Genomic DNA, 13,754 nt, shown 5'->3' on the forward strand with positions numbered 1-13,754 from the left:
ACAGAGCTGGCCTAAAGCTATCGCCATTGCCACAGCCTCTCCGGAGCCCTCCGCGTGACCTCAGCTGCCCGTTTTCTGGAAACCACATTCCGCATTGTCTACGACTATGTGAGCAGAGCCTACCGGCCCCTGCGTCACTGGATCGGGGCATTGATCCTTGCAACTTTCATCACAATGATCGCGGCTGTCAGCCACATCTTCCCCGTTTCCAACTGGGACATGTTCGCCTACACGGCTGCGGTTCTGGAGACCGATATCGAGGATCCGGTGGAGCTCCACGACCTGTCTTACGAGATCGTGAAGCAGAATGTCTCGCCGGGCGAGTTCCTGACCCTGACCCAGGACCGGGACTACCGCATCCGGCAATATGAAGATCCGGCAGCCTTCTCCACCATGCTCGGCTTCTACCGGCTGAAACTCGGCTATGTCGAAACCTTGCGCGCCCTTTCGGGCCTGATGGATCCGGTCAAGGCCATGCGCCTTGTCTCGATCGCGTCCGCGGTTGCCATCGGTCTGCTTCTGCTGGTCTGGCTCGCGCGGGAAAAGGCTTTGATGTACGGACCGGTTGTCGCGGCGATGCTGATCATCGGGGATTTCAGTGGCTCGGCCGCCCTGCTGTCACCGGACCTTTACGCCTCGGTCTTCCTGTTGCTGGCGGCCTTTCTCTACATCGAGCGGCAAGACATTGGCGCGGCGCTGTGCCTGCTGATCGCCTTGACCATCCGGCCGGATCATCTCGCCTTCATCGGCGTCTTCTTCGTCTTTGCCCTGATCTATGGGCCTGGCCGCTGGGTGATGACGGCAACCTTCCTGATTGCTGCCGTCGCCTATCAATTCCTGCTCAAGGACGAGAGCCACCCGGGCTGGTGGATCCACTTGTGGTTCACCCATGTGGAATACGTGCCGACCCTTGAAGGCTTCCATCCGCCGTTCTCTCCGCTGCTCTACTTGCAGATGCTGGTCCGCTCCACCGTGCGGTCCATGGTCGGGCAAAACTGGCTGGCGGCGCTGCTGGCGCTTGTCATCTTCTACGCCAAGGTCATCGAACCGCCCCGCATGGCTGAGCGGTCGAAGATCCTGCTCTATGCGGTCTTCACGTCAATCTGCGCGAAATATCTCGTCTTCCCGCATTTCGAGACCCGCTTCTATTTCCCCTATCTGATGATCATGGGCATGATCCTGCTGATCGCCTGGCATCAGCAGAACAGGAAAACCTCCGTCACGAGCGGGTGACCATTGCAGCGAAGCAGCCGCGGCGGGCGAAGTGCAGATGGATGTAGTCCACCTCGGAACTGGCAAACATCCCGGCAATCAGCGCCGCTGCGGCTTCGCCTTCGCACACCTCCGCCTCGACGATCTCGTGACGGCCATTGAAAGCCCGCACGGACAGAAGACGCTTGCGGATCATGAGAGGCAACTCGTCCGCAGCGGGAACGGTCTCCACCGCATCTCTGGCAACAAAGATCGCATGGCGGGATCGATAGGGGGTGCGGTTCGGCTGATGTTCGTAGTTCAGCAGAAAAACCTGCTCACCAGCAGGCACGTCGCGCAAGGAAACACGGCAGGGAAAGGTGCCGTCAGAGACATGCAGCTGGATATCCCGATCCTCAAGCTCGCGAGTTGAAAGCTGCTCAAGGCCCTGGAACGCAGCGGCGGGAAGAGGATGAACTTGAAAGGTCATGTGGTCGTCTCCGGTTTGATCTTCCCCGGATTAAGCTGGGAAAGCGCAGGAGACGACCCGATTTGCGAGCCTCGCTTCAGGCCTCTTCGGCCTCACGCACGGCAATCTCGATTTCGTCGACCAGACCAGCATCCAGATTGAGCCGCGCCGCCAGCATCTGAAGGTAGGCCTTCTCCGCCGCATGATCCGGATCGATGGCAAGGCGGGAGACTGCATAAATCTCCGCCGCCACTTCCGGCGTGGAAGCGCTCGAGACGATCTTGTCCAGATCCAGCGGCGACCGCAATTCATCCATCAGGAAGGCCTTTGCCTCGCTGTCGAGCCCGGCTTCGTCGATCTTGTCGAAGATACGGCGCTGCTCATCGGCATCGATGTGACCATCTGCCTTGGCAGCGGCGATCATGGCGCTGAGCAACGTGACGGCCATTGTATTTGCACCACCAGGCACTTCTTCCGGGTGGAAGCCGGTGCCTTTCGGCGGCTCCAGCGGAATGGGAGCCTGCGAAGGGCTTCCGGCAGCAGGTGCTGCGCCCTGATCCTGTCCCTGGCCTGTCTTGTAATTCTGATAGGCCTTGTAGGCGAGGCCGGCGACCAGAGCCATGCCGCCATAGGTCACGGCCTTCTTGCCGATCTTGCGCCCGCTCTTGGAGCCCAGAAGCAAGCCTGCAATGCTGCCGACAGCCAGACCACCGCCCTGGGAGGTGAGAAAATCACGTCCGCGGGACATCAGATCGTCTCCGCCACCCCTTTGTCCTCCAGATCCCTGACGGTTGGCTGTCTGGCCACCTGCACCACCCAGAAACTGGTCCAGCAAAGATTTGGCATCGAACATACGGGCGTCTCCTTCTCGGGGCGTCTGCATCAGGAGGATGCAATGTCTTCCGCTCCGGACATGGGGAAGCAGGCGCGGCAGTGCAAGGCTGACCCGCATATCCTCCGGCACCGGGATCGCATAATTCTCAAGACCGAATGGCGAAGACGCGTTTGAATGACCAATCAGCATCAATTGGCAGAATTTGTTCAACCTGAATGAACGACCCTTCCAGAATTTCTGGTCTTTTGCTGAAAGCGCCCAGGGGCCATCTTGAAAGTCACACTCGGGATGGATCGTCCATCCGCTGCAAGTTCCTGAAAGAAGGAGTGCGTCCGGTGACTGCACAGACTGACACTTCAAACACCTCTCATCCGGCCCCAATGTTTCTGGCGCACGGCTCGCCGATGCTCGCCTTGACCCCGATCGCTGCGCATCACTTTCTGAAGGATCTCGGCGCCTCCCTGCCTGAGCCGAAGGGCATCGTGATCCTCTCCCCTCATTGGGAGACATCCGACCTCAGGATCACAGCCGCAGGCCCCCTGAAAACGATCCACGACTTCGGCGGCTTCCCGCGCGAATTGTTCCAGATCCAGTATCCGGCCGAGGCCAGCCGGGATCTCGTCAATGCCGTGAAATCCGCGGCTCTGGCCGGCGGCCTGTCCCTGCAAGAGGACCGGAACTGGGGCCTTGATCATGGCGCCTGGGTTCCCTTGTCGCTGCTTTTCCCAAAGCTGAATGTGCCGGTTGTGGAACTGTCCCTTCCCTATGACAGCACCCCGGCGAGCGTTCATGAGCTCGGACGCAGTCTTGCGCCCCTGGCAGAGCAAGGGATCCTTATCCTGGGATCAGGCAGCACGACACATAACCTGAGGGAAATCCTGCCCGAGGGATCCGAGGCAGCAGGCTGGGCCAAGGCCTTCGACGCCTGGGTGGACGAGGGACTGGAGAAGGCAGATATCGGCTTCTTTGCAGATCCGTCAGCTGCACCGAACTTCCGCCGCGCACATCCGACTGCCGAACACTTCCTGCCGCTGTTCTTCGCCATGGGCGCCGCCGGCAAAAATGTCCCCGCAGAACTCCTGCACCGCAGCTATTCCCACGGAACGCTGAGCATGAGCTATTTCAGCTTCCCGCAGACAGCCGCTGCCTGAGCCAGCGTCCAGATTGCCGACAAAGGGGTTACCCCTTCGATAGTCATCCCGGGCAAGCGGAGAGCGACCCGGGTCCAGAGAGCCAAAAGATTATGTGGTTCAATTAGTTGAGCGAACATACACCTCGGCTCACCGGTCCCGGATCTTCGCTTTGCTGCGTCCGGGATGACGAGTTGAGAGGTTTGTCATCAACCTCAACTAGCAGCTTAGAGACCGCCCAGAAAATCAGCGATCCGCCGCACAAGGCGGGTCGCAACCTCCTGCTTGTCCATGGACGGCCAGTCCTCGATACCCGAAGCGGTGATAATGCGCACCGTATTGGCATCGCCGCCCATGATGCCCGTTTCAGCACTGACGTCATTGGCAACGATCCAGTCCGCCCGCTTGCGGACGAGCTTTGATTGCGCATTTTCCAGGACGTTCTGGGTTTCAGCAGCGAAGCCGACCAGAAGTTTCGGGCGCAGGGCCTCATCATGGCCGACGGTCGCCAAAATGTCCGGATTCTCTACGAATTCCAGAGATGGCGGCTTGCCAGATCCATCCTTCTTGATCTTCTGCCCGCCCTCGCTGGCCACCCGCCAGTCAGCCACGGCCGCTGCCATGACCGCAGCGTCGGCCGGCAATGCTGCCTTGACGGCGGCCAGCATCTCGCGGGCTGTTTCCACGTGAACGACGGTCACCCCATACGGATCCGGCAGGTTGACCGGACCGGCCACAAGCAGAACCTCTGCCCCCGCCGCGGCGGCAGCCGCCGCAATGGCATGCCCCTGCTTGCCGGAAGACCGGTTGGCAATATAGCGCACCGGATCAATCGGCTCGTGGGTCGGACCGGAGGTGATCACGATCCGGCGGCCCGCCAAGGGCCTGTAGGGCGACGGCACATCCGCCGACGCGCTCAGGACAGCCTCCGCAGCCGCAACAATTTCCAGTGGCTCAGACATGCGGCCAAGGCCCGCTTCGCCGCTTTCCGCCATTTCGCCCCGGTTTGGCCCGACGAAAAAGAGACCGTCATGTTTGAGGGATTCAACATTGCGAAGCGTGGAGGGATTTGCCCACATCTTGGGGTTCATGGCAGGTGCGACCAGAACCGGCCGGTCCGTTGCCAAAAGAACCGCAGTCGCCAGATCGTCCGCAATACCATGGGCCATCTTGGCCATGAGATTGGCCGTGGCAGGCGCAACGATGATCAGGTCGGTCTCACGGGCAAGGCGGATATGCCCCACATCCTGCTCCGCATCCCGGTCAAACAAGTCCGTATAGACCTTGTCCGCTGTCAGGGCCCCGACAGCGAGAGGCGTAATGAATTTCTGCGATCCCGCCGTCATCACCGCCCGCACCCGCGCGCCGCGTTCCTGCAGACGCCGGATGAGGTCGAGAGACTTGTAGCAGGCGATGCCGCCAGAAATGACGAGCACAATGCGCTTACCGGTTAGCATGAGCTTTCAGGTCCGATTAAAGGGTCCGAGGAACCTGTCAGGTGCCCGAGCGGAAATCCCGTGGGGCAGGGGAGATCGTCTGCGCGCCCGACCCGGTGAGCTGATAGACGGCGAGACCACGCTCGTTCTGTCCATCCGCCTTGAACCGGAACAACCCGTCGATGCCAATGAACCCGTCCGGATTGGTCAGAACGCTGGACGCAAAGCGCTGAACCCCGGCAGAGCGCACAAGCCCGGCGGCGAGGGTCACACCATCATAGGCGAGCGTGGCATTGCGCGGGGGCGGAGAGCCATAAGCCGACTTGTAGCGGCCGGAGAAGGCTTCAAAGCCCTTGTCATCCGGTCCCGGATACCAGCTGCCGACCATGAGCGGGTTGGACTTCATTTCCGGTGAATCCCACTGGCCCGTGCCGAGCATCTTGATGTTTCCAAGATTGACACCCGCGCCCCGCAGCGTCTGTGCAACGACAGGGGCAACACCGCCGCCAGCCGGGATGAACAGGGCATCCACCTGACCGAGAGACGCTGTCAGGGCATTGGTCTTGGCCACCAGATCCGTGGAATCCGTCCCCGTCAACTTGTAGCGCTGAATGGCAACAATCCGCCCGCCAGTGCGTCCGACCTCCTGCCGGAAGGTGGCCTCGACAACGGCGCCATAGCTGTCATCTGGAATGAGCGCCGCATAGGACCGTCGCTTCTGGCTGGCCGAATAGGCAACAATCCGCTTCACATCGCTCTGGGGCAGGAAGCTCAGGAGATAGGTTCCACGGGATGCAACCGAGGCATCGGACGAGAAGGCAACCATGGGAATGCCTGCCGCGCGGGCCGAGGCGGCTGCGCCAGTTACCCCTTGCGCGAAGACCGGGCCAAGGATCAGCTCTGCCCCTTCCGCGATCGCCTGATCCGCCGCAGCGCGGCCACCGCTGGTGGTTCCCGCCGTGTCCTTCACGAGCAACTGCACATCCGCGTTGGGAAAGTTCGCCAGCGCCAGCTCAGCCGAATTCTTGAAAACCGTGGCGATGGAGCTTGCGCTTCCACCCGCGCTCATCGGCAGCAGAAGGGCGACACGGACCTGACCGGAGCCGACCACCTGTCCGGTGGGCTGCGCCAGCTCTCCCGGCTGGATCGATTGCCCCGGAACACCACCCAGATTTGACCCCATGCAGCCTGAAAGCGCGAGGGCGCCAGCAACGCCCAGCCCAGCGCCCACGGTGCGCAGGAATGTCTTGACCCGGCACGCTGCCCGAGAAATGCCCTTGTCGATCAAATCCGCCTCCTGGAGTTATTCGCTAGAGACTTACGGATTCCAGCCGGTTCTGTCCAGTTTATCGCCACAGCAACCGGAATGGGCGATTTGCACTTGCGCCAGTCCCCCTTCACGATTAGCCCCAAGGAAAGCCCTTCGCCCACGGCGGTTTCGGAAAGACCAAACGATGACTGAGACAAACGAACAGGACATGGACCGGGCAGACCGGGCGCCGGGACAGACCGAGGCTTCCGGCCGCCGCTATATCCTGTCGGCCCATGCCTTTTCCGCCCCTCCGCTGGAGCCGGCTCTCTACATCGTATCCACACCCATCGGAAATCTTGGGGACATCACGATCCGGGCGCTCGAGACGCTGGCCGGCGCAAGCCTGATCGCCTGCGAGGACACGCGGGTCACCGGTACGCTGGTCCAGCGCTTCGGTCTGAAGGCACCGCTCATGCCCTATCACGAGCACAATGCCGACAAGCAGCGCCCGAAGATCCTGGACCTCTTAAGCCGGGGCGAACCGGTCGCCCTGGTCAGCGATGCGGGCACACCGCTGATTTCCGACCCTGGCTACCGCCTGGTGCGCGATGTGGTGGAGGCCGGACACAAGGTGATCCCGATCCCGGGCGCTTCCGCGCTTCTGGCGGGCCTTGTCGGCGCCGGCCTGCCGAGTGACACGGTTCTCTTTGCCGGCTTCCTGCCGCAAAAGGGCGGTCCGAAGACGGCGAGGCTAAAAGAACTCGGCAACATCCCCGCGACGCTGGTCTTCTATGAATCTCCCCGCCGGGTCGGTGCTACGCTTGCGACCATGGCAGAGGTTCTGGGCGGAGGCCGGGAAGCAGCCGTTGCCCGCGAGCTGACCAAGCGCTTTGAGACCTTCGAGCGTGGAACCCTTGAAAGCCTTGCCGAGACCTTTTCCGGCGATGCCCCCAAGGGTGAAATCGTTATCCTGATCGGCCCACCCGGCGAACAGGCTCCTGCGGACGCGGCAGATGCCGAGGTCCTGTTGCGCCTTGCCCTGGAGACCATGCCGGTCAGCGCGGCGGCAAAGTCCGTTGCCAAGGAAACCGGCCTCGACCGAAACGAGCTCTACAAGCAGGCGCTGGAGATCAAGGCGGGGGCGGAAAGCGGCACATGACCGGCACCGGCTCCGCTCCTGATCAAGACCGGCAGCTGGAGCAGCGCCGGAAAGCCTATGGCCTCGGACTTTCAGCGGAAACGCGCGCTGCCTGGGCCTTGCGCCTCACCGGCTGGCGCATTCTTAAAACACGCTACAAGACCAAGGCAGGCGAAATCGACCTGATTGCCAAGCGGGGCAAGGTGGTCGCCTTTGTCGAGGTCAAGGCCCGCCGGTCCCGTACCTCCGCCATGGAGGCCGTGACCCCGGCAAGCCAGCGCCGCATCGTCAATGCGGCGAAGATCTTCATTGCCCAGCATCCAAAGGCTGCCTTCTTCACCCTGCGTTTCGATGTGATCATCGTCCGTCCCTGGCGCTGGCCGGAACGGATCGCAAATGCCTTCGAAGGCAAAAGCTGACAGATCCCTCTGACGGCACCTCTGGACAAAGCGGATCGCCAGACGCATATCTGGACCAACCGAACCAAAATCCCACGCGCCTTTCTGCGCCCCTGCCGGGAGACTTCTCATGGCCCTCAAGGTCGCGGTCCAGATGGACCACATCTCGTCCATCAACATTGCCGGTGACAGTGCCTTCGCGCTGATGCTGGAAGCTCAGGCCCGTGGCCATGAGCTCTACCACTATACGCCCGACCGGCTGGCGATGATCGGCGAGGACGTCTTCTGCGCACTGGAGCCGGTGGAAGTCCGCGACGAGAAGGGCAACCATTTCACCCTCGGCGAAAAGAAGCGCACCAACATGCGCGACATGAACGTCGTCCTGATGCGCCAGGATCCGCCCTTCGACCTCTCCTACATCGCGGCGACCCACCTTCTGGAGAAGATCCATCCGCACACGCTGGTGGTGAATGATCCGCGCGAAGTGCGCAACGCGCCGGAAAAGCTGTTCGTCACCGAGTTTGCGGATCTGATGCCGCCGACGCTGATCACCCGCGACAAGGACGAGATCGACCTCTTCCGCAAGCAATATGGCGACATCGTCATGAAGCCGCTGTTCGGCCATGGCGGCGCGGCAGTGTTCCGCATCACCCAGGACGACCTTAACTACGGTTCGCTCTACGACTTCTTCGCCGCCACCTTCCGCGAGCCCTGGGTGATCCAGGAGTTCCTGCCGAACGTGAAGCACGGTGACAAGCGCATCCTCCTGGTCGACGGAGAATATGCCGGTGCGGTCAACCGGGTGCCGGCGGAAGGGGACCTGCGCTCCAACATGGTGCGCGGCGGCTCCCCGAAGGAAAGCGAACTGACGGACAAGGAACGGGAAATCTGCGCCCGCCTCGGGCCTTCGCTGAAGGAAAAGGGCCTGATCCTCGTCGGTATCGACGTGATCGACGGTCGGCTGACGGAGATCAACGTCACCGCACCGACCGGCATCCGTGCCGTCAAGCGCATCGGCGGCCCCGACATTGCCGTCCGGGTGTGGGATGTTCTGGAAGCAAAAGTAAAGGGCTGAGGCTGCAATCTCAGCCGCTTTCGCCGCGCTGTCCCGGCCTTGAGCCGGGACCACGCTTCCAAGCGTTACCTATCAAGATGCAGATCCCGGATCTTCGCTTCGCTGCGTCCGGGACGGCACGGTGGAAAGTTTGTCAGGCTTCGGAACGGACGGCTTTCCCCATGCAACGCTCCAACCCAAGCGCCAGCGCAATTCCGATCAGATAGGCCAGGATGTTCCAGAGCGAGAACACGCGGCCCAGAAGCAGCGCGCCGAAGAATGTGGCGCGGAAGTCGTCCAGCCAAGGCGTATGATAGAGCCGGATCAGTTCGACGGCGATCGCGAGAAGCCCGGACGCAATCACCACAAGGCGCAGGCCTCTTCCCGCCAGAACCGCGCCGACCAGCCAGAACACCATCATCCCCCAGAGAACCGAGCCGCCGTATTTCACGACGAGGAACGGCAGGCCGATCCGGTATCCGAGCAGACGCAGCGCCAGACCCAGCGCGATGACGATCCCTGCCAGAACGAGCCGCGTGGCCATTTGACGGGACACGACTTGTCCAACCTGCATCCGCCGCTCCTGCATTGCGTGTTCGTTCTTCAAGTTCGATAGACGGTCTTTCTGCCAGCCTCAACAGTGTGTGTTGAGTTTCGAATCCGCTGCACCCACAAAGGAAAACCCGCCTTCCTGTCAGGAAAGGCGGGTCTCAAACAGTCAAGACGTGGCTTGCAGGCTTATTCGGCGGCGTCGACCTTGATCACGCCGCGGCGGATCTGGTCTTCCTCGATGCTTTCGAAGAGAGCGCGGAAGTTGCCCTCGCCGAAGCCTTCATCCCCCTTGCGCTGGATGAACTCGAAGAAGATCGGGCCAATGACCGTCTTGGAGAAGATCTGCAGCAGGATCTTGGTCATGCCGCCATTCACCACACCCTCACCGTCGATCAGGATGCCGTATTTCTTCATCCGGTCGATCGGCTCATCATGGCCGTTCACACGGGCCTGGGACATCTCGTAATAGGTGTCCGGCGGGCCGGGCATGAACTTCAGGCCATTGTCAGCCAGAAGGTCGGTTGCGCCATAGATGTCATCCGTGCCAACGGCGATATGCTGAATGCCTTCACCCTTGTATTTCCGCAGATATTCCTCGATCTGACTGGTATCGTCCTTGGACTCGTTCAGCGGAATGCGGATCTTGCCGCAGGGCGAGGTGATGGCCCGGCTGACGAGGCCCGTGATCCGGCCGTCGATGTCGAAATAATGGATCTGGGTGAAGCCGAAGAGCTCACGGTAGAAGTCCCACCACTTGTCCATGTTGCCGCGATAGACGTTATGGGTCAGGTGGTCGAGATAGTAGAAGCCGACGCCTTCCGGCTTCGGATTGCGCTCTCCGGTCCACTCGAACTCAGTGTCATAGACAGACCCGTGCGTGCCGTAGCGGTCGACGAAATAGAGCAGGGAGCCACCAATGCCGACGATGGCGGGCGTATCCAGCGTCTTGTCATCGCCTTCATAGGGCGTGGCGCCCTTGGCAACCGCATGATCGAAGGCCTTTTTCGCATCCACCACGCGCCACGCCATGGCCGGGGCGCAGGGGCCATGCTGCTCGACAAATTTCATGCCGAAGGAACCGGGTTCCGCATTCAGAACATAGGTCACATCGCCCTGGCGATAGAGCGTGATTTCCTTGGTCTTGTGCTTTGCGACTGGCACATAGCCCATGCGGCGGAACAGCTCGTCCAGCTTTTCGGGCTCGGGATGAGAAAACTCGACGAATTCAAACCCATCCGTTCCAGCCGGATTTTCAGCGGTGATCTTCGCGGGCGGTGCGTCGTGCGGAAACGGTCCCATAATGTCCTCCTTGGCGTCTCAGCGTCTGAAAGGAAGCATGCGCTTTCAGCCGCGCAAGGTGTGTGCAAACTACGGGATTTGCCGTAAGATAACGCACAGAAAGTGCACATAAGTTGGAATTGGCGCATGAACTCTTCACTCGATGGCTTTGACATCAAGATCCTGCGCCTTTTGCAGGACAATGCCTCACTCACCAATCAGGAACTGGGCGACAACGTCGGCCTTTCTGCAAGCCAGGTTTCCCGGCGGCGCCAGAGACTGGAGCAGGAAGGCGTCATCCGGCGCTACAAGGCGAGCCTGGATCCGGACCGCCTTGGCCTGACCGTGACCGCCTATGTGGGCGTAACCCTTGGCGCCCATTCCCGGCAAAACGCCAAGCGCTTCCGCGACATGGTGGTGGCCATGCCGGAGGTGCAGGAGGCGCACACCCTGACCGGTGATGTCGATTACATGCTGAAAGTGGTCGTGACGGACCTGAAGGCGCTGAGCCGCTTCATCAATGACGAGCTGCTGCCCCATGAGGCCGTGCAGAATGTCCGTTCCTCCATCGCGATGGAGACCCTGAAGGACGACAATCTACTGCCCCTCGGCTAACCTTTGAGACGGCGGGAAAGCCCGAACGCACAATGCGATCGGGCCTCGCGAAACGTTTGATTACTGATCAAAACCAACGTTGATGAGCTGAACCCGCCGGTTGACTTCCGAGTTCGGGTTTTTCGGATCCCGCAACTGCTCTTCTCCCAGACCAACCGCTTCAAGTTGTTCGGCCGGAACGCGGAAAGTGGTGATCAGCGCATCCCGGATCGCGTCAGCGCGGCGCTGGGACAGGTCGAGATTGTATTCTCGCTTGCCCTTGGCGTCCGTGTGGCCGACGACGAAGAACTTCTGCCCCATGAGATAGGGCGTATGCAGCGCGTCCGCGATCACTCCAACCGTCTCATAGGACGCGGGCCGGATGCGGGCTGAATCAAAATCGAAGGTGATTTCGACGTTGAACTGGCGCAGTGTCGCCAGCTTCCCGGCTAGGGGAAGTGGCTGTGTTGCATTGTCGCCAGGGTATTTCTTGATGTTCTCCAATGCCTGCTGACGCAGCTCGCTGGCACTGATCTCCACCTTTGTCTGCGCGCCCTGAAGCGAGGTGATGATGTCGTCGCGGGACAACTTGGTCTGTGCGAAGGCAAGGGACGAAACCAGCACGGCAGCGGCTGTCCCGGCAGAGAGGAAAAGGGATGTTTTCATAAGAATGACCTCAAGTGTCTCAGAACCGGATTACCGGTAGCCAGCCAGATCGATCGCCTGATTGCAGGCATTGCTCACCGAAGGCTTGGCCTTCAGAATGCACCTGAGCACATAGCCATTGCCCGGTTTGACGAGCTTGCAGAACTGCTGGATGTCCCGGTCACAGGTCTTGCCGACGGCGGCTTGAGCTGCAAAACGCTCCTGCAACAGAACGCCAACCCGGTCCTTGTCTGCCCGGCACTGCTGGGAGAGCTTGGACTCATTGGCCTGGAGGCACTGGGTGATCTCGTTGTTCCCCAGGTTCTCCTTCTTGCAGTATTTGCCGATATCATTGCCGCAGCTTGAACTCAGGATCCGGATGGCATCGGCAAAACCCACTGTCTGAGCCATTGCGGAACCGGTCGGCAACAAAGCCATTGCCAACCCGGCTGCAAGAAAAATATGAGATAGTTTCAATGCACTGCCCTCTTGCTTACCCCAGAAGTATGAGCCGGAGTGTTTCAGCAACCTGAAGGTGATGCAAGGTAAAAGTTACGCATGGTAAATCGATACCATTGGTAGAAATTTTTATCTTTCCGGCTGTAACTGCCACCGCCTGTAAACGGATGATCCATGACTGTAAAAGTTGAACTGAAGCGCCTTCCCCATGGGGTCGATCTGCCGCTGCCTGCCTATCAGAGCGAACTGGCCGCGGGTCTCGACCTGCTGGCAGCGGTTGAGACCCCGCAGGTCCTTGATCCCGGCAAGCGCGCCATCATCCCCACCGGTCTTGCCATGGCGCTTCCCGCCGGTTTTGAAGGTCAGGTCCGGCCCCGGTCCGGACTTGCCGCCAAGAACGGCGTCACCGTGCTGAACACACCGGGCACCGTGGATGCAGACTACCGGGGCGAGGTGAAGGTCATCCTGATCAACCTCGGCGAAGAGCCCTTCACGATCGAACGCGGCAGCCGCATCGCCCAGCTCGTCATTGCGCCGGTGCTGCAGGCAGAGCTTGTGGAAGTCGAGACCTTGAGCGAAACCCAGCGCGGTGCGGGCGGCTTCGGCTCCACCGGAACGTCTTGAGACAAGGACCTATTGCGTGACCCTTGAACTTGTCATTTTTGATTGTGACGGCGTCCTCGTCGATACTGAACTGACCGCAAATACCATTCTGGCAGAAATCATCACGGATCTCGGCTTTCCCATCACCGCCCATGAATGCCAGTCCCGCTTCATGGGTCGCACGCTGGAAAGCGTGAAGGAACTGGTGGAGGAGCTTTGCTCCGTCAAACTGGCTGACGACTGGCCGGACTATATCCGCAAACGTGACCTGGAAGCCTTTGCCAAGGGCGTCGATCCGATCCCGGGCATCACGGCGGTTCTTGATGAACTGGACCAGCGCTGCATTCCCTATTGCGTCGGCTCGTCGGGCAAATACGAGAAGATGCGCATGACGCTTGGCAGCTCCGGCCTGCTGCCGCGCCTGGAAGGAAAGCTCTACTCCGCGCAGGATTGCGCCGATGGCAAGCCCGCACCGGATGTCTTTCTTCTGGCGGCCAAGGGGATGGGCAAGGACCCAGCTGCCTGCGTTGTGATCGAGGACAGCGTTCCGGGTCTGATGGCAGCCCGCTCCGCTGGCATGCGGGGTTTCGGCTACACGGCAGACCCTCATTGCGACAAGAAGGCAATGCAGGAGGCTGGCGGAACCCTGTTCGATCGCATGGAGGCTCTTCCGGAGCTTCTCTTTCCATCGAACTGAGGTTTCGGGAAACAGTCTTTCCC

16 protein-coding genes are annotated in these 13,754 nt (G+C 60.6%); 8 read left to right on the forward strand and 8 right to left on the reverse strand.

All coding sequences use genetic code 11. The features are described 5' to 3' along the window. Positions 1-54 precede the first annotated feature (54 nt). The gene (locus BUA94_RS16560; protein ID WP_073014468.1) at positions 55-1,233 is read left to right on the forward strand and encodes a hypothetical protein; all 1,179 of its coding nucleotides are present in this window, start codon (positions 55-57) and stop codon (positions 1,231-1,233) included. Here BUA94_RS16560 and BUA94_RS16565 read toward each other — a convergent pair. Continuing rightward, the gene (locus BUA94_RS16565) at positions 1,220-1,681 is read right to left on the reverse strand and encodes a DUF1203 domain-containing protein (protein ID WP_073014469.1); all 462 of its coding nucleotides are present in this window, start codon (positions 1,679-1,681) and stop codon (positions 1,220-1,222) included. The genes BUA94_RS16560 and BUA94_RS16565 overlap by 14 nt on opposite strands. A gap of 76 nt (positions 1,682-1,757) precedes the next feature. Then, the gene (locus tag BUA94_RS16570; RefSeq protein ID WP_073014865.1) at positions 1,758-2,513 is read right to left on the reverse strand and encodes a tellurite resistance TerB family protein; all 756 of its coding nucleotides are present in this window, start codon (positions 2,511-2,513) and stop codon (positions 1,758-1,760) included. A gap of 317 nt (positions 2,514-2,830) precedes the next feature. On the opposite strand from BUA94_RS16570, the gene BUA94_RS16575 reads away from it, so the two are divergent. Further along, the gene (locus BUA94_RS16575; protein ID WP_208980134.1) at positions 2,831-3,646 is read left to right on the forward strand and encodes a DODA-type extradiol aromatic ring-opening family dioxygenase; all 816 of its coding nucleotides are present in this window, start codon (positions 2,831-2,833) and stop codon (positions 3,644-3,646) included. A gap of 206 nt (positions 3,647-3,852) precedes the next feature. Here the strand turns inward: BUA94_RS16575 and coaBC are convergent, their stop codons facing one another. Then, positions 3,853-5,082, reverse strand: coding sequence for a bifunctional phosphopantothenoylcysteine decarboxylase/phosphopantothenate--cysteine ligase CoaBC (coaBC, locus tag BUA94_RS16580; RefSeq protein WP_073014471.1), 1,230 nt, complete (start codon positions 5,080-5,082; stop codon positions 3,853-3,855). Between the two features lie 37 nt (positions 5,083-5,119). Next, a complete protein-coding gene (locus BUA94_RS16585) occupies positions 5,120-6,349 on the reverse strand; it encodes a penicillin-binding protein activator (RefSeq protein ID WP_328586303.1) in 1,230 nt (409 codons plus the stop codon). A 166-nt stretch (positions 6,350-6,515) separates the two neighbouring features. Here BUA94_RS16585 and rsmI point away from each other — a divergent pair, with 166 nt between their 5' ends. The 3 genes from rsmI (at position 6,516) to gshB (ending at position 8,924) form a co-directional block, all read left to right on the forward strand. Next, a complete protein-coding gene (gene rsmI / locus BUA94_RS16590; RefSeq protein ID WP_408011960.1) occupies positions 6,516-7,472 on the forward strand; it encodes a 16S rRNA (cytidine(1402)-2'-O)-methyltransferase in 957 nt (318 codons plus the stop codon). Beyond that, positions 7,469-7,870: a YraN family protein gene (locus BUA94_RS16595; RefSeq protein ID WP_073014472.1), complete on the forward strand. Its 402-nt coding sequence runs from the start codon at positions 7,469-7,471 to the stop codon at positions 7,868-7,870. Before rsmI ends, BUA94_RS16595 begins: the two co-directional genes overlap by 4 nt. Before the next feature lie 109 nt (positions 7,871-7,979). Then, on the forward strand, positions 7,980-8,924 hold the full coding sequence (gshB, locus tag BUA94_RS16600) for a glutathione synthase (RefSeq protein WP_073014473.1): 945 nt from the start codon (positions 7,980-7,982) through the stop codon (positions 8,922-8,924). Between the two features lie 133 nt (positions 8,925-9,057). On the opposite strand, the gene BUA94_RS16605 is transcribed toward gshB, so the two are convergent. Both BUA94_RS16605 and hppD read right to left on the reverse strand, forming a co-directional pair. After that, on the reverse strand, positions 9,058-9,477 hold the full coding sequence (locus BUA94_RS16605; RefSeq protein WP_073014868.1) for a ribosomal maturation YjgA family protein: 420 nt from the start codon (positions 9,475-9,477) through the stop codon (positions 9,058-9,060). 164 nt (positions 9,478-9,641) lie between these two features. Continuing rightward, positions 9,642-10,754: a 4-hydroxyphenylpyruvate dioxygenase gene (gene hppD / locus BUA94_RS16610; RefSeq protein WP_073014474.1), complete on the reverse strand. Its 1,113-nt coding sequence runs from the start codon at positions 10,752-10,754 to the stop codon at positions 9,642-9,644. A gap of 126 nt (positions 10,755-10,880) precedes the next feature. Here hppD and BUA94_RS16615 point away from each other — a divergent pair, with 126 nt between their 5' ends. Further along, entirely contained in the window at positions 10,881-11,348 is a 468-nt protein-coding gene (locus BUA94_RS16615) for an Lrp/AsnC family transcriptional regulator (RefSeq protein WP_073014475.1), read from the forward strand. A gap of 60 nt (positions 11,349-11,408) precedes the next feature. Here the strand turns inward: BUA94_RS16615 and BUA94_RS16620 are convergent, their stop codons facing one another. Both BUA94_RS16620 and BUA94_RS16625 read right to left on the reverse strand, forming a co-directional pair. Further along, positions 11,409-11,993 carry an OmpA family protein gene (locus BUA94_RS16620; RefSeq protein WP_073014476.1) on the reverse strand — a complete coding sequence of 195 codons (585 nt, stop codon included), beginning with the start codon at positions 11,991-11,993 and terminating at the stop codon, positions 11,409-11,411. A gap of 30 nt (positions 11,994-12,023) precedes the next feature. After that, on the reverse strand, positions 12,024-12,383 hold the full coding sequence (locus BUA94_RS16625) for a cysteine rich repeat-containing protein (RefSeq protein WP_208980135.1): 360 nt from the start codon (positions 12,381-12,383) through the stop codon (positions 12,024-12,026). 222 nt (positions 12,384-12,605) lie between these two features. Here BUA94_RS16625 and dut point away from each other — a divergent pair, with 222 nt between their 5' ends. Together dut and BUA94_RS16635 are read left to right on the forward strand one after the other, a co-directional pair. Further along, positions 12,606-13,055 carry a dUTP diphosphatase gene (gene dut / locus BUA94_RS16630; RefSeq protein ID WP_073014478.1) on the forward strand — a complete coding sequence of 150 codons (450 nt, stop codon included), beginning with the start codon at positions 12,606-12,608 and terminating at the stop codon, positions 13,053-13,055. A gap of 16 nt (positions 13,056-13,071) precedes the next feature. Then, positions 13,072-13,731, forward strand: coding sequence for an HAD family hydrolase (locus BUA94_RS16635; protein WP_073014479.1), 660 nt, complete (start codon positions 13,072-13,074; stop codon positions 13,729-13,731). The last annotated feature ends 23 nt before the right edge of the window (positions 13,732-13,754 follow it).

The sequence above is a fragment of the Roseibium suaedae genome (genome assembly GCF_900142725.1).
GTDB lineage: Bacteria > Pseudomonadota > Alphaproteobacteria > Rhizobiales > Stappiaceae > Roseibium > Roseibium suaedae.